This is a genomic window from Pseudonocardia acidicola, assembly GCF_012911935.1.
Lineage (GTDB): Bacteria > Actinomycetota > Actinomycetes > Mycobacteriales > Pseudonocardiaceae > Pseudonocardia > Pseudonocardia acidicola.
The window spans coordinates 1-15,433 of record NZ_JAAXLA010000029.1 but is presented as its reverse complement, the minus strand read 5'-3'; the positions used below and the strand labels follow the sequence as shown (position 1 = coordinate 15,433).

The following is a 15,433-nucleotide window of genomic DNA, read 5'->3' as shown; positions in this document are numbered from 1 at the left end:
CTCAGGGTTCCTTCGTCTCGGTTCCGGCCGCGTCGGGCGCGACGCTGGGATGCACGGCGACCACCACCCGGTGGGAGCGCCCGCGTTCCGCCGTCTCGTCGTGGTACTTGCCGACCAGAGTGGCGACTGCTCCCGCCAGTTCTTCGGCGAAGGCCGCGCGGTCGGCCGCCGAGGCGAAGCGCACCTCGCCGTCCAACGCGAACGTCGCGACCCGTTTGCGGGCCCGCGCCGCGCCGGTGATCAGGCTCCCGACGTCCCGCACCAGTCGGCCGGCGAGGGCGAGCAGCCAGCGCGCGGACAACTGGTCCGGTGCGCGGGCCGGGTCGGGCTGCACCGGGGCGAAAGCGGCCGGCGAGATCACGTAGGACGCCGCCGTCGCGCGCAGCACCCGTTCGGTGCAGTTGCCCTTCCGGCGTTCTTCCACGAGCTCGATCAGCCCGTGCCGCTCCAGCGCCTTGAGGTGGTAGTTCACCTTCTGTCGTGGCAGGCCGACCCGCGCGGCCAGCGACGTGGCCGACCCGGGCTCGGCCAGCTCGGCCAGCAGCCGGGCCCGGACCGGGTCCAGCGAGACCTCGGCCGCGGCCGGGTCCTCGATCACCGCCACATCGAACACGGCCCGACGCTCTCACCGACAACAAAACTTGTCAATGATGTTGAAGTTGTCGAGCGGATGACCAGCACGAACAGGCCCAGGTCGCGATCGGTTCGTTGCGTGAGGCCAGTTGCCGCGCTCTCGCCCGGGGCGCACCGCCCGGCGTTCCGCATGCGACGGTGCAGCGGGGCGATGACTTCGCCGCACGCCCCGGGTCTTACCTGCTGACCGGCCCGCCCGGGCCGCCTGACGAGGGAGCGGCGATGCAGATCATCCTCAGCGACTTCATGAGCCTGGACGGTGTCGTGCAGGCCCCCGGCGGTCGTGAGGAGGACACCGACGGCGGGTTCACCCACGGCGGCTGGTCGATGCCGTACTTCGACCCCGAGGCCATGGGCACGGCGATCGGTGAGGTCATGACGACAACGGAGGCGCTGCTGTTCGGCCGGCGCACCTGGCAGACGATGGCCGCTGCCTGGCCCGACCGCGCCGGCGACCCGTTCGCCGACCGCATGAACGAGATCCCGAAGTACGTGGCATCGCGCACCCTCACCCAGCAGGACCTCACCTGGCCCGGTTCGACGCTGCTGCCCGCGGACGACGCGATCGGCGCGGTGCGCGACCTGCGAGCGCGGGACGGCAAGGGGCTGCTGATCATGGGCAGTGCCTCGCTCGCCGCGCAACTGATCGAGCACGACCTCGTCGACGAGTACCGGCTGATGATCGAGCCGATCCTGCTCGGCGGCGGCAAGCGGCTGTTCCCCGGCGGCGGCCAGGCCCGCCCACTCGAGCTGGTATCGACCGCGACAGCCGGGACCGGCGTCCTGATCTGCACCTATCGGCCGGCGGGGCGATGACGCTGTTCCCGGGAGATGGCCGGGTGACCTGCGACCGGGCAGGCGGGGCTTCCGGTGACAGTCCCAATGACATCTGAAGCCCCGTCGAGTGGTTGCTGCCACCCCTGCCGACCCCGGGTACGACAAAGGCCCAGGTCCCGGTTGGACATCCGGTGACCTGGGCCTTCGTGGCGAGAGCGGATGACGGGAATCGAACCCGCGTATTCAGCTTGGGAAGCTGATGTTCTACCATTGAACTACATCCGCAGCGTGCGATCTGAACCTTAGCACCTCACGTAAAGCAGTGAAGCACCCCCTCCGGATGCCTCCATCGGGGTGGTTCTGACACTTCCGAGTCTTCCGCAACCGGGACCTGCTCGACGCGCCGTAGTGGTGTGGTCCACACTGCAGAGCACCAGCAGGTCAAGCTCCCCCGCCGCAAAGGATCTCCGGATGACGGCGTTCGGCCCGCTCCTGGGCGCGCTCCCGACCCAGGACCACGATCACGATGTGCTGCTCATCGCCGGCAGCCGCCCCGAGGTGGCCCGGCTCGCCCCCGTGGCCACCGCGATCGCCGAGGCGAACCGGATCCGCGGCCTCACGGTCGCGACCGGGCCCGACCCGATGGCGGTGCACGAGGCTTTCGAGGCGCTGGGGGTGCCCGCCGACATCACGATGCTGCTCCGGGAACACCCGGGCCACACGCCCGCCGCGGTCGCCGCGACCTTGATGGCCCGGATCGACGGGCTGCTGGTCGACCAGGACCCGTCGGCGATCATGGTGTACGGCGGTGGAATGACCGCCGTCGTGGCCGCGCAGGTCGCGTTCTGGCGGCAGATCCCGGTTGTGCACCTGCAGGCCGGGGTGGCCAGCGACGATCTGCTCTGCCCGTTCCCGCAGGAGGCCAACCGCCGCATCATCGGGCAGCTGGCGTCGCTGTTCCTCACCACCAGCGGGGCTGCGCTCGGCAGCCCGCTCGGCCCGAACGTGATCACCGTCGGTGACACCATGGCCGTCAATCCGCAGCCCTCCGACGTCCGGTTCGCCCGACTGGTCCGCAGGGTCGAGGCCGGCGAATCCCGGCTGGTGCTGGTCGGGCTGGACAACGCCGCATCCTCCGAGATCATCGACGGGCTGCCCGAGCTGCTCGAACGCGACGCCGACACCGAGGTCGTGCTGTTCGGCGAGTTGTGCGACGACGACGCCGCGTGCCGGCTCGCCGAGCGCGACCGTGCGATCGTGGTGCACGCGCTGCCACTGGCGGAGCTGGTCGGCCTGGTCGCCGCGGCCACCGTGCTGGTGTCCGACGACCCGGAGCTGGTCGCCGACGCCCCCGGGCTCGGTACGCCCGCGGTGCTCGTCGACGGCCCGCACGCCGCCCATCCCGGCGACTCGATCCGCAGCATCGTCAGCCCGGCCGTGATGTCGACGGTCATGCAGGTACTCGACGCCGATCCCCGCCAGCCCGCCGAGCCGACCGACGGCCACGAGGCGGTCCGGGTGGAGCAGGCGGTGGCCTGGATGTTCGGGATGAGCACCACCCCGAAGCTGCAGCCCCCGCAGCCGTCGGCGACCGACGCCTGAATCCCGGCGGCGGGCCGCCCGTTAGGGTGGCGCCGTGCTGCTGTCGGACGGAGACCTGCGCAAGGAGCTCGACGCCGGGCGTCTGGTGCTCGACCCGTGGGATCCGTCGATGCTCCAGCCCTCGAGCATCGATGTCCGCCTGGACCGGTTCTTCCGGGTCTTCCAGAACTCCCGCTACACCCACATCGACCCCTCCGAGCAGCAGGACGAGCTGACGACGACGGTCGAGCCCGAGGGCGACGACCCGTTCGTGCTGCACCCCGGCGAGTTCGTGCTGGGCTCGACGTTCGAGTCGGTCGGCCTGCCCGACGACCTGGCCGGCCGCCTGGAGGGCAAGTCGAGCCTGGGCCGGCTCGGCCTGCTCACGCACTCCACCGCCGGGTTCATCGACCCGGGCTTCACCGGTCACATCACCCTCGAGCTGTCCAACGTGGCGAACCTGCCGATCACGCTGTGGCCCGGGATGAAGATCGGCCAGCTGTGCCTGTTCCGGCTGTCCAGCCCGGCCGAGCGCCCCTACGGCAGCGAGGGCGTCGGCTCCCGCTACCAGGGGCAGCGCGGACCGACGCCCTCGCGGGCCCACCTCAACTTCCACCGGGCCGACACCCGGCGCTGATTCAGCGCCCGGCGGACCCGCCGGCCCGCTGCTGGCTGTAACCGGGGCGTCGCCGGTTCGTCGGACGCACGGAGGGTGATCGGGCCAGTACTGTGACGCGCGATGGAGCCGCCCCGGACACCACCGACTCCGCCGCAGGGGAACCTGCCCGCGGTGCCGCCGCAGGCCTCGGACGCCGGAGGCGCCCTGGAGCCGTTACCGCCCCGCTACGAGCCGCCGCCCTTCGAGCCGCCGCGTTACCCGCCGCCGTTGCACCGGCCGCCGAGTGCGTGGTCGCGGTTCCGGCTGCGGAACTGGCGCGGCGCTGTGGGGCTCGGCCTTGCCGGAGCGGCGGTGCTGCTCTTCCCGTTCCTCGACGATCCGGGCCGGTGGTGGGTGCCGGTCGCGGCGGGTCTCGGGACGCTGATCCTGCTGGTGGTGCTGCGGCTCGATCGGCTGCTGCGAGGCTGGACCTGGCACCTGGCCGGCCTCGCGCTCGTCGTCGGGCTGATGTTCTCGACCGGACCCTGGGCCTGGGCGATGGCGGCCAGTATCGGAGTATTGATCGCGGGCCTGCTGCGGCTGCCCGCCTGGAAGCTCCTCGCCGTCGGCGTCGTGCTCTGCGCCGGCTCGGGCCTCGGGTACGGGCTGTCGACCGTCCGCACCACGGAGCAGGTGGAGGCCCAGCAGGTACAGACGCATCTGCAGAGCCGGGGCCAGCTCGGAGCGCCGCGGCCGACGGCGGTACTGCCCGTGCTGTTGAACAGCATCGCCCGCGGCGACACCGGCGCGATCTGCGACAACCTGCTCGCCGAGCCGGCCCAGCCCTCATTCGCGGCGTCCGCGGGCCAACCCGACTGCGCCGCTGCCGTCCAGGCGCTGGCCGCCCGGGTCACCGACCCGAGCGGCTACGCGAGGGCGACCGCGGAGAGCACCTCCAGCGGTGATGTCACCACCGTGGACGCCTGCCACATGACCTGGGACGCTGCCCCCGCAGGCCCCCAGCTCGGCCGGCTGACGGTGGGGCGCACGACCGGTTCGACCTACGTCGTGACCGGCTTCGCCCCCTGCTGAGCCCTCCGAAACGGCGACGGGGCCGGTCCGCACCGTGTGCGGACCGGCCCCGTCGGCTCGGTGGTTCGCGCCCGATCAGCTCTGCGGCGCCGACTCCTTCTCGGCGTCCGCCTTCTCCGCCGCGACGCCGTTGCCGGAGCCGTCACCGCGCTTGACCGCGGCGAGCAGCATCTGCGCGACGTCCTGAACCTGGACGTTCTCGCCCAGCCCACCGGACTGCTTCTCGGTCAGGCCGTCGGAGAGCATGGTCTTGCAGAACGGGCAGCCGACCGCAATGGTGCCGCCGGCGGCGGCCCCGTCCGATCCCGCGACCCCGGTCAGGGTGTCGAGGGCCTCCTCGGTGCGGACGACGTTGACCCGCTGCCCGATGCGCTCCTCCATCCACATCCGGGCCCCGCCCGCGCCACAGCACATGGAGCGGTCGGCGTGGCGCGGCATCTCGGTCAGCGTCGCGCCAGCGGCGCTGACGAGCTCGCGCGGCTCGGTGTAGACCTCGTTGTGCCGGCCCAGGTAGCACGGGTCGTGGTAGGTGACGGGTGCGGCCTTGTCGGCGGCCGGCTCGGCGACCGGGACGAGCTTGCCTTCCCGGACCAGCTTGTTGAGCAGCTGGGTGTGGTGCACGACCTCGTAGTGCCCGTCGAGCTGCGGGTACTCCCGGCCCAGGGTGTTGAGGCAGTGCGGGCAGGTGGTGACGATCTTGCGAGTGCCCGGCTCGCGACCCTCGAACACGGAGTTGAGGATCTCGACGTTCTGCTGGGCCAGCATCTGGAACAAGAACTCGTTACCCGAGCGGCGCGCCGGGTCGCCGGTGCAGGACTCCTCCGGGCCGAGGACGGTGTAGCCCACGCCGGCCCGGTGCAGCAGCTCGGCGGTGGCCCGCACGGTCTTCTTGGCGTTGTCGTCGAACGCGCCGGCGCAGCCGACCCAGAACAGGTACTCGGTGTCGGCCGAGAGCTCGCCGTCGAACACCGGGACCTCGAAGTCCAGGCTCTTGGTCCACTCGAGGCGGTCCTTGGCGTTCTGGCCCCAGGGGTTGCCCTTGTTCTCCAGGTTGCGGAACAGCACGCCCAGCTCGGACGGGAACTCCGACTCGATCATCACCTGGTGACGGCGCATGTCGATGATGTGGTCGACGTGCTCGATGTCCACCGGGCACTGCTCGACGCACGCCCCGCAGCTGGTGCAGGACCACAGCACGTCGGGGTCGATGACGCCGCCCTGCTCGGCCGTGCCGACCAGCGGGCGGGCCGCCTGCTCAGGGCCGGACCCGATGATCCGGCCGAAGCCGGACTCGGGCACCCCGTGGTGAATGAGGTGGCTGTCGTCGGTGAGGCCTGCGGAGAAGTCGATCGAGCCCTCCGCGGGGGCCTCCTTGCCGCCGATGATGTAGGGCGCCTTCGCGAACAGGTGGTCGCGCAGGTCCATGATCACGAGCTTCGGGGACAGCGGCTTGCCGGTGTTCCACGCCGGGCACTGGCTCTGGCAGCGACCGCACTCGGTGCAGGTCGCGAAGTCGAGCATGCCCTTCCAGGTGAAGTCCTCGATCTTGCCGCGGCCGAACGTGTCGTCCTCGCCCGGGTCCTCGAAGTCGATCGGCTTGCCGTTCGACTCCATCGGCAGCAGCGGGCCCAGCGCCTTGGGCAGTCGCTTGCCCGAGACGTTGATCGGGGCGGTGAAGATGTGCAGGTGCTTCGAGTAGGCGACGATGACCAGGAAGACCAGCATCACGCCGATGTGCAGCAGCAGTCCGACGCTCTCGACCACCTCGAGGGCGGTGTGGGACAGGCCGGTGAACAGCTGTCCCAGCCCGATCGAAGCCCACGCACCGGACTTGTAGGGGAAGGTGCCCAGCGCCGAGGACGCCGCCCGGAAGAAGAACAGCGTCCAGAGGACGTTGAAGATCATGAACAGGATGAGCCAGGCCCCACCGGTGTGGGAGCCGTAGAACCGTGACGCCCGTGCCTTGCGCTCCGGGGCGTTGCGGATGCGGATCACGCTGAACACGGCCAGGGAGATCAGGCACAGCACCGCGATCGTGTCCTGCAGGAAGCCGAGCACGCCCCAGCGGCCGATCAGCGGGATGTGGAAGGTCGGGTTGAACAGCGCCCCGTAGGCCTCGAGGTAGACGGTGGCCAGAATGACGAACGCCCAGAACGTGAAGAAGTGCGCCAGGCCGGGGACCGACCACTTCAGCAGCTTGCGCTGCCCGAAGACCTCGACGAACTGCGCCTTGATCCGATCGTTCAGACCCTCGAGGCGGTCGTTGGCGGGCTGGCCTGCTTTGATCAGCTGGTAGATTTGGAGGGCCCGCCGGCCAGCGATCGCCAAGGCGATCACCGTTATCGCCAGGCCGATGACCAGTCTCACAACCACGAGTTCCTCCCTGAACTACAGGTGTTCGCGTGTGGTGGGACGCGAATGCACTTGCGCAGCAGGGTAAACCGGTCACCCCGTCCACGGCCGAGTGCGTACAGGTCGATCATCTATCTAGTTACTGACGGGTAACTAGACGACTGGTGAGTGAGGGTATCCCGGCCGCGGCGCGTCTGACATGCCGATGTGGTGCAGTCTGTGTCACTCTTCACGCGCGCGTGAGCGCCCAGGGATCGGCGGCAGGGGCGGCAGTCCCGCTTCCGGTGGGAGGCGAGAAGGGGGACCCGAGCGCCATGTGGACGCGCTCGGTGATCTCGACCGCCGCGCCCGCGGCGATCGGTCACCCAGATGGTCGGCATTGTCGCGCTCCGTAGCATCTCGCGTGGGCTCAACGGGCGCGTCCCCTAGGATCATGCTGGTCAACATGGTCTACTCGACGCCGGACGCGATGGCCGAGAAGATCGGGTCGGGTGTCCACCAGCCCGGGGCGTCGGGTACGGCACCTCGGGGCGGTAGCGCCCATAAGAAGGAGCCGTCATGACCGCACCGGAGGCCGTGGGGCTCTGGGCTGCGCAGAACCTGACGACCAACAGCCTGCAGGGCTGGATCCAGAGCAACATCGTCCCCCTGATCCTGCTCGGTATCGCGATCATCCTGCTGTGGATCGGTGGTCGCGGGGACAACGCCGGCGTCGCCCGGCGCAGCATCGGTCTGCTCGTCGGCCTGGTCGCACTCGGTATCGCCGTGTCCGGCTCCGGGCCGCGGGTGGGGCAGTTCCTCGCGTCGCTCATCGTGGGGTGATCCGGTGCTCGTCCGCACCGACGACGAGGTGTACCGGGTCGATGCCGTTTGGCTGGGCCCGCCCCGGGCCACCTTCCCCTGGCGCGCCCGCTACGTCAGCTACGGCCTCGGCCTGCTCGTCATGATCTTCATGATGTTCTTGCAGCGCAGGGTGGGCATCGGGCTCGACTTCTTCTCCGTGGCCTGGGCGCTCATCGCCACCATCGTCATCACCCGCTTCCTCGGGAAGCGGATCGGCTACGAGCGCCCGCTGGGTCAGGTGTTCGAGCTGTTCCGGCACGAGGTGACCGGTCCGCGCCGGCGGACCGCGGTCGCCGGTGGCGCCGTGCGCTCCGCGCACGTCAAGGTGCAGGGCGCCGGTGCGCGGGCATCGGCCGGGGCGCGGCCCGCCCAGGGACGGACCACGAACAGCGGAGCGCGGCTGTCGGGCCCGCGGAAGGGGTTCCGGCGTGCCCGGACGTGACAAGCGGCCCGACGACGCCTCCCCCGAGTCCGCCCGCGGGTGGCGCCGCCGTGGGCGCCAGCTCGCCGGAGAGGCGGGGCTGCCGAAGTATGTCCCGGACATCGCGCTGCGCTCGATCGACGGGCACCTGACGCGCACCGGCACCCAGGTGATGGCCTGGTACCGGCTGGCTGCACAGGCCTGGAGCTTCCGCAGCGACGGACAGCGCGAGATCCTCATCCGCCAGATCGCCTCCCAGCTCGGTGAGCTGCAGGGCCGCTGGTTGCATCTGCGGGTGACCACGCGGCCCTACCCCGTGCACATGTGGGCCGAGTCGTTCGACCACAACGCGCTCGGCCGGCTGCCCGACGTCGCCGGTGCGCTGGGCTGGGACGGGTTCCTGGAGGGCGAGCAGCGCCACCTCATGGGCCTGTCCATGTCGGACAAGGAGGTCTTCCTCGGTATCGAGGTATCCGGGCGCAGCGTGCTGGACCGGTGGGTGGATCTGGCCGCGCCGGTGCTCGGCAAGGTCGCGCCGGCCGCGGTGCGCGCCGAGCTCGCTGCACTCGAGTCCGAGGTCAACCACCTCGACGTGCTCGTCTCCGGGAGCGGGCTGGACGCGGTGCCGGCCACCGCGGAGGACATCGCCTGGCTGATGCACCGGTCCTGCGCGCTGGGTCTGCCGGCGCCGCGCACGCTCTCCGCGGTGCCCGGTGGCACCGGCCGGTGGGAGACCGAGGACCTGGCGGCGTTCACCGACGGCGTCGACATGTACCAGGAGCCGTACGCGCCGACCGTCAAGGTGGTGGGGCGGCTGCGGTCGCAGACCGTCACGCGCAACGTGGCGGTGCTGTCCGTCGGGCTCATGGAGGGATTGCGCATCCCCGAGGTCGACGACCCGTGGATGCAGCACTCCGACCGGTTGCCGTTCCCCGTGGAGTGGTCGGCGCGGATCTACGTCCGCCGCCCCGAGGACGTGACCGGGGAACTGCAGCGCCAGATGGGCAAGGTGCGCAGCCAGATTCGGCACTACACCCACGACCACGACCTCGACCCCCCGATGTCGCTGGCCAGGCAGGCCGACCGGGTTCTGGAGATCGAGGACGAGGTCACCACCGGCCTGACCCAGCTCAACACCCGGCTCTACGGCTGGTGGCGGATCGCCGTGGCCGGCCGCGATGAGGCCGAGGCGATCACGCGCGCGCAGCAGGTGCTCGACATCTACCGGCCGAAGGTCCAGATCGAGCACCCGGAGGCGCAGTACCGCTACGCCCGCGAGTTCATCCCCGGCGAGCCGCTCGCGTCCACGGCCTACCGCCGGCGCGGTTCGGTGACCTGGGCCGCGGCCGCGGTGCCGGCGGCCACGGCGTCGGTCGGTGACCGGCGCGGCATCATGCTCGGCGAGACCTGCACGGCGACCCGGCGCCCCGTGGCCTGGGACCCGTGGCTCGCCCAGGAGGTCCGGCGGGCGTCCGGCCTGACCGCGGTGGTCGGTGGTCTGGGGTCCGGGAAGTCCTTCCTCACCGGCCTCATCGTCTACAAGACCTTGCGGGCCGGCGCCCGGTGGACGGTGCTGGACCCGTCGGGGCCGCTGGCCGAGCTGACCCGGTTGCCCGAGCTGGCGCCGTTCTCCCGGCACATCAACCTGCTACGGGCCGACCCCGGCATCCTCAACCCGTACCGGGTGGTCGCCGAGCCGCGCCCCGAGCACTTCGCCGACGAGGAGGACCCGGAACGCGCCTGGCGCCGGGAACGCTCGCTGGCCGCCGCCACCCGGCGCCGCCTGGTGCTCGACGTGCTCACCGGGTTGCTGCCCTACGACGTGTCCCGGCTGCCGCACACCCGGATCGTGCTGCTGCGCGCGGTGCGCGAGGTCGGCGGCGCCGCGGATCGGCATCCCGGTCAGGTCATCGACTCGCTGCGCCGGCACGCCCGCGACGGCGAGGAGCACGCGGGCATCGTCGCCGACTTCCTGGAGGAGCGGCGCGAGCTCCCGCAGGCGGCGTTGCTGTTCCCGGACACCTCCCGGGACGACCCGTGGCACGCCGACCGCGACTATCGGCTGACCGTACTCACCATGCAGGGGATGACGTTGCCCCGGCCCGGCAGCCCTCGCGAGGAGTGGACCGACACCGAGTCCCTGGCCGTCGAGCTGCTCAACCTGGCGTCGTGGCTGACCCAGCGCACCATCTACGAGGCCGACCGGAACCTGCGCAAGGGCGTCGCACTCGACGAGACGCACTTCCTCTCGCAGGTTCCGACGGGCAAGGTGTTGATCGACCGGTTGGCCCGCGACTCCCGGAAGTTCAACGTGCGTGCGCTCTTCGCGTCCCAGCTCGCCGGCGACCTGCTGCGGGTCTCCGGCTTCGCGTCGCTGGTGAACGCGGTGTTCGTCGGGCGCACCGACGACGAGGAGGCGCAGGCGGACGCCCTGCGGCTGCTGCGGGTGCCCACCGGCGTCGGCTACGAGCAGATGCTCGGCACCCTGTCGCCCCGGCCGCGGCACGACGACCGGCCCGACGACACCCCGCGCCAGTTCGTCTTCGCCGACGGCCACGGCGGCGTGGAGAAGATCCGCATCGACCTCGAGGCCCCGCACCTCGAACACGTCCGGGAGGCACTGGACACCAACCCGGACGCCAGCCGGGTGTCCGCCCGCGGGGTGCCGGTCGCGGCCGCCTCGGCCGCCGAGGTGCACGCGCCGGACGAGCCGGCGGCGCTGCGCCGGGCCGATCGGGACGGCGACTTCGGCACCGCCGATGACATCCCGGTCAGTGGGCTCCGCAACGGCCACTCCGCCGCGTTCGGGGCCGGCTCCCACCGCGACGAGGTGCTCACCGGCCGCGGCGGCGTGCGTCCCGGGCCCGTCCCGGTCGTGCCGATGGACGCCGAACTGCTCGACGACGAGGAGCTCGACCTGCTGGGTGATCTCGACGGGGATCTCGTGGACGACCCGGCGGAGAGCTGGGACGACAACCCGGCCCGGGAACCCGGGCGGGAGGTGGGCCGGCCCGCCGGCTCCGAGGTGGGCGCGGCCGGCGAGGCCGGTCGGTGATCCCGGGAGGGCTGCCGACGGGCGTCGGCGCGTGGCCGGTGCTGCTCGTGATCGGGCTCGCGCTGCTGGCCGCCCGCCACCGCCGGAGACCGAACAGCGCGACCACGGCGCGGCCGCGGTCGCGCCGTGGGGTCGCCTTCCTGGTGGTCGCCGTCCTGGTCGGCGGCTCCGTGCTGCTGGGGCAGCCGGCCTTCGCGCAACCCTTCGACTGCAAGGAGGCCCCCGAACCCGACCGGCCGGGTACCGGCCTCGTCGGCTCACTCGATCCGCCCACCTACGGCGTCGGCGAACCCGGCAGCGTATACAACGAGGTCGGCTACGCGGGCATGGTGTGGCACAACTACGACCTCGGCTGTGCCGGCAGCGCCGTGCTCAACCCGGCGACGACCACGGACACGTGGCTGGGCAACCAGACGTTCAACGTGGCCAAGTTCGTCGTCGGCGGAGTGAACTGGGCGCATTACCTGATCGCCGACGGCGGACAGGTGCTCTCCCCGCTCGACGCACTGATCTCCGGGGCCACCAAGGCCATGTACCAGACGGTGTTCACCACCTGGATCGGCCCGGCGCTGCTCGTCCTCGCGGTGATCCTGCTGGTGCTGGCCATTCGCGGGGATCTGGCCCGGCAGGCCCAGCGCACCGGGTTCGCCGCGCTCGCACTCATGATCGGTTCGGCGGCGTACCTGGCCCCGGTGGACTGGGCCAAGGCCGCCGACGGGCTGCTGCTCAACGGTGTCACCCAGATGCAGGAGGGCTTCCTCAACCAGGTCGGGCTCGGCGACCGGGACACGCTGCCCACCGTGCTTGTCGACCAGGTCATCTACCAGAACTGGCTGCGCGGCGACTTCGGCTCGCCGGACGTCCCGCAGGCCCAGCAGCTGGGCCGGGACCTGCTGCGCGCCCAGACCTTCACCAAGCAAGAGGTCGCCGAGGGCCGCGACACCCCCGAGCTCGCCCAGCAGAAGAAGACCGACTTCGCGGCGATCGCCGGGCGCATGGGCGACCGGTACCCCTACTTCCAGGGCAAGTCCGGCAGCCGCGTCGGGGTCGGCGTGCTCGCTGTCGTGCAGGCCGTCTGCATCGCGCTGTTCCAGCTGTTGTCCAAGGTGCTGGTGCTCGTCGCGATGCTGCTGCTACGGCTCATGGTGATGACCGCACCGGCCATTGCGGTGCTCGCGGTGCTGAAACCGGAGGTGCTGCCCGCGCTGCTGCGGGTGGCCGGCGCGGCGATCGTCAACACTCTCGTCGTCGGCGCGCTCGCCGGGCTGCACGCCCTGATCGTGGTGTCGCTGTTCCGGCCCGGAGCCGGGATCGACCTGTGGCTCGCGCTACTGGTCACCGGCGTGGTGACCGTCGTGATGTGGGCGGTGGCGCGGCCGTTCCGGCGGCTGGTCTCGATGGTCTCGCTCACCCGCGAGCAGTTCGGCGGCATCGTGCCCGGCGCCGGCACCGGGCCGATGTCCCGGGTCTGGCAGCGGATGCGCGGCGGGCCCACCGACGACCGCCAGTCGCGCTGGTGGAACGAGCGGGGCGCTACAGGGGTGGGCGTCCGTGACGGCGAGAACGCCCGGCCCGAGGCCGCGCCGGGCGCGGCGGCCCCGCCGGCCGGGGCGCGGGCGCCCCGGCGTCGGGTGGACTCCGAGCCGCAGCCGGCGACGGCGCTGGTGCCGGCGGCGCGACGCCCTGCGTTGCCGTCGGGGTCGGGTGGGGTCGGCGGTGCCCGGGAGCCGCGCTGGCCCGATCTCGGCGAGGTGGACGAGCGAGTGATCTACCGGCGGCCCGACGCCGTGCCGATGCGGCCCGGTGGCGCTCGCCCGGTGCAACCCGAGCTCGTCGACGGGGTTCCGGTCTACCGCATCTACCGCCCGCGCCCCGCCCAGCCGGCATACGGCTCGGCGGGCTGGAACGGCTCTGCCGGGGACGGGTGGGGCCGTGCCGATTAGGTCCCCGCGCGGCCGCGGCGCCGCCTACCGCTCGGTGTGGCAGTGGCCGCTGCGGTCACCGGCCCGGCTGGCGGTGACCGCGGTGGTGGTCATCGCGGTCGCGGTGGGTGTCAGTCTGGCGGTCACGTCGCTGCGCGGCACGCCCGCCGCAGGATTGCTGGCCGGCGGCTCGGACACCGCGGCCACGCCGGGGGTCTCCGACCCGTCCCAGGTGGGCGCCGGCGCGGCCGGGCCGACCGTGCTGCCGCCGGTCGCCCCGCTCACGCCGACCGCCCTGCCGCTGTCCCAGGCTCCCGTCGCCGCCCTGCAGGTGGCGTCCCGCTGGTCGGCGGCCTGGGTGAACCATCCCGCCGGGATCACGTCCGAGCAGTGGCTGGCCGGTCTGCGTCCGTACACCACGGACGAGTACCTGGCGCAGCTCACGGACGTGGACCCGGCCAACGTCCCGGCCGACCGGGTGACCGGACCGCCGCGCGCCGTGCAGGTGGCACCCCGATCGCTCAAGGTCGAGGTGCCCACGGACGCGCTGACGCTGCTCGTGCTCGTTGTCGACACCGATAACAACGGCTGGCGGGTCGCCGGCTACGACCGGGCCTGACCGCCCATGGGTGGTCCCCGGCGGCGTCACGCACCTGCGGGTGAGCGGCGATGACGGCGCTGCGCCCGTTGCGCCCGCTGCGGCTGCTGGTGCCTGTCGTCGCGATCGCAGCCGCTCTCGGGTTGTTCCTCGGGATCGGCTTCATCGCCTTCCAGGTGGGCGGCGGGACCTCGTCGGGCGGCGGGCTGTGCAACGGCGACTTCCCACCGGTGGGCGTCGGCCTCGGCAGTCGGGCCGGCACCACCATCGGGGACCTCAGTGACGAGCAGCGCAGCAACGCCGCGACCATCATCTCCGTGGCCCGGGACATGGGTGCCCCGCCGCGGGCGTGGCTGATCGCGCTGGCCACCGCGATGCAGGAGTCCACCCTGCGCAACATCAACTACGGCGACCGGGACTCGCTCGGCCTGTTCCAGCAGCGGCCATCGCAGGGCTGGGGCTCGCCGTCGCAGGTCACCGACCCGATCTACAGCACGCGGATCTTCATTCAGCGGCTGTTGCAGGTCCCGGGCTGGGACCAGCTGCCGGTCACCGTCGCCGCGCAGACCGTGCAGCGTTCCGCCTTCCCGGACGCATACGCCAAGTGGGAGGGGCTGGCCACACAGCTCGTCGAGCAGCTCGCCAACGTCGTCCCGTCCCCGGCGCGCTGCGCTCCCTCGGCGGCCACGTTGCCCGCGGGCGCGGTCCGCACGGCCATCTCGTTCGCGCTCGGCGAGGTGGGCAAGCCCTACGTCTGGGGCGCCACGGGGCCGAACACCTACGACTGCTCGGGCCTGATGCTGCGCGCGTTCCAGGCTGCCGGCATCGAGTTGCCGCGGGTCTCGCGCGACCAGTTCAACGCCGGCGGGCACGTTCCGGTCAGGGACGCTCAGCCCGGCGACCTGCTGTTCTACGCGACGGATCCCAGCGACCCGTCGACGATCCATCACGTCATGCTCTACATGGGCGACGGGCAGATGGTGGAAGCGCCCTACAGCGGTGAGTCCGTCCGGGTGCAGCCGGTGCCGTGGAACTATAAGGAACTCGTGCCGCTGGCGACGCGTCCGGGAACCGCCCCGAACACCGCCTGACGCCGCGGCTCGGGTATCAGCACGACCGGGAGTACGCCATGCCTAGTGATCCCCCCGCGCCGGCGTCGACGACGCCGCTGCGGGACTACCTCGACCGTCCGGCGCCGGGCGCGACCCAGGACTACCTCGTCGTGCCGCGATCGCTCGCGCAGTCGATGCCGCTGCGCTGGCAGCAGGTCTTCACCGGCCTGCTCGCCGACCTGCACGACGCCTACGCCGATCTGCCGTGGCCGGACTACAAGGTCGTCCCCAGCCGGTGGGAATCGCTGGTGGACATGGACGAGGAGCAACTCGCGGCGGCCGGGTACCTGGCCGACCTGGGCCCCGACGGCGCGCTCGTCTACCGCGACGCCGCGGACAACCCCGTGGACGACCCGGAGGGCCACCGGGTGCTGGCCCCGGTCGACGATCCGCTGCCGCCGGCGTCGGCCGGCCGCGTAGAGCCCCGCCCCGCCGCCCCCCTCTGAGCC

The 15,433-nt window shown here is 71.9% G+C and carries 13 protein-coding genes and 1 tRNA gene; 11 read left to right on the top strand and 3 right to left on the bottom strand.

The genetic code is table 11. From position 1 onward, the window contains the following. Window position 1: 1 nt before the first annotated feature. Complete coding sequence (locus HF526_RS16680) at window positions 2-613, bottom strand: ArsR/SmtB family transcription factor (RefSeq protein ID WP_338051529.1); 612 nt, start codon at window positions 611-613, stop codon at window positions 2-4. A 242-nt stretch (window positions 614-855) separates the two neighbouring features. Here HF526_RS16680 and HF526_RS16675 point away from each other — a divergent pair, with 242 nt between their 5' ends. Further along, window positions 856-1,449 (top strand): dihydrofolate reductase family protein, encoded by a 594-nt coding sequence (locus tag HF526_RS16675; RefSeq protein WP_169382376.1) that lies wholly within the window; start codon window positions 856-858, stop codon window positions 1,447-1,449. Window positions 1,450-1,624: 175 nt separating this feature from the next. Here the strand turns inward: HF526_RS16675 and HF526_RS16670 are convergent. Further along, window positions 1,625-1,695: transfer RNA gene (locus HF526_RS16670), tRNA-Gly, on the bottom strand. Between the two features lie 186 nt (window positions 1,696-1,881). On the opposite strand from HF526_RS16670, the gene HF526_RS16665 reads away from it, so the two are divergent. The 3 genes from HF526_RS16665 to HF526_RS16655 all read left to right on the top strand — a co-directional run bounded on the left by HF526_RS16665 (window position 1,882) and on the right by HF526_RS16655 (window position 4,681). Beyond that, window positions 1,882-3,012: a UDP-N-acetylglucosamine 2-epimerase gene (locus HF526_RS16665; RefSeq protein ID WP_169382375.1), complete on the top strand. Its 1,131-nt coding sequence runs from the start codon at window positions 1,882-1,884 to the stop codon at window positions 3,010-3,012. Window positions 3,013-3,046: 34 nt separating this feature from the next. Further along, window positions 3,047-3,628, top strand: coding sequence for a dCTP deaminase (dcd, locus tag HF526_RS16660; RefSeq protein ID WP_169382374.1), 582 nt, complete (start codon window positions 3,047-3,049; stop codon window positions 3,626-3,628). A 102-nt stretch (window positions 3,629-3,730) separates the two neighbouring features. Then, on the top strand, window positions 3,731-4,681 hold the full coding sequence (locus HF526_RS16655; protein ID WP_169382373.1) for a hypothetical protein: 951 nt from the start codon (window positions 3,731-3,733) through the stop codon (window positions 4,679-4,681). A 75-nt stretch (window positions 4,682-4,756) separates the two neighbouring features. On the opposite strand, the gene HF526_RS16650 is transcribed toward HF526_RS16655, so the two are convergent. Further along, the gene (locus HF526_RS16650) at window positions 4,757-7,054 is read right to left on the bottom strand and encodes a heterodisulfide reductase-related iron-sulfur binding cluster (RefSeq protein WP_169382372.1); all 2,298 of its coding nucleotides are present in this window, start codon (window positions 7,052-7,054) and stop codon (window positions 4,757-4,759) included. A gap of 537 nt (window positions 7,055-7,591) precedes the next feature. On the opposite strand from HF526_RS16650, the gene HF526_RS16645 reads away from it, so the two are divergent. From HF526_RS16645 to HF526_RS16615, 7 genes are read left to right on the top strand one after another with little or no spacing between them, the layout of a single operon-like run. Then, on the top strand, window positions 7,592-7,855 hold the full coding sequence (locus HF526_RS16645) for a hypothetical protein (RefSeq protein WP_169382371.1): 264 nt from the start codon (window positions 7,592-7,594) through the stop codon (window positions 7,853-7,855). A gap of 4 nt (window positions 7,856-7,859) precedes the next feature. Further along, on the top strand, window positions 7,860-8,318 hold the full coding sequence (locus HF526_RS16640; protein ID WP_169382370.1) for a hypothetical protein: 459 nt from the start codon (window positions 7,860-7,862) through the stop codon (window positions 8,316-8,318). Beyond that, window positions 8,305-11,352: an ATP-binding protein gene (locus HF526_RS16635; RefSeq protein WP_169382369.1), complete on the top strand. Its 3,048-nt coding sequence runs from the start codon at window positions 8,305-8,307 to the stop codon at window positions 11,350-11,352. Before HF526_RS16640 ends, HF526_RS16635 begins: the two co-directional genes overlap by 14 nt. Then, window positions 11,349-13,295 (top strand): hypothetical protein, encoded by a 1,947-nt coding sequence (locus tag HF526_RS16630; protein ID WP_338051528.1) that lies wholly within the window; start codon window positions 11,349-11,351, stop codon window positions 13,293-13,295. The genes HF526_RS16635 and HF526_RS16630 overlap by 4 nt, the downstream gene beginning before the upstream one ends. Continuing rightward, window positions 13,285-13,893: a hypothetical protein gene (locus tag HF526_RS16625; RefSeq protein WP_169382368.1), complete on the top strand. Its 609-nt coding sequence runs from the start codon at window positions 13,285-13,287 to the stop codon at window positions 13,891-13,893. Before HF526_RS16630 ends, HF526_RS16625 begins: the two co-directional genes overlap by 11 nt. Window positions 13,894-13,943: 50 nt before the next feature. Continuing rightward, a complete protein-coding gene (locus HF526_RS16620; protein WP_169382367.1) occupies window positions 13,944-14,963 on the top strand; it encodes a C40 family peptidase in 1,020 nt (339 codons plus the stop codon). Window positions 14,964-15,001: 38 nt separating this feature from the next. Then, complete coding sequence (locus HF526_RS16615; RefSeq protein WP_169382366.1) at window positions 15,002-15,430, top strand: hypothetical protein; 429 nt, start codon at window positions 15,002-15,004, stop codon at window positions 15,428-15,430. Window positions 15,431-15,433 lie beyond the last annotated feature (3 nt).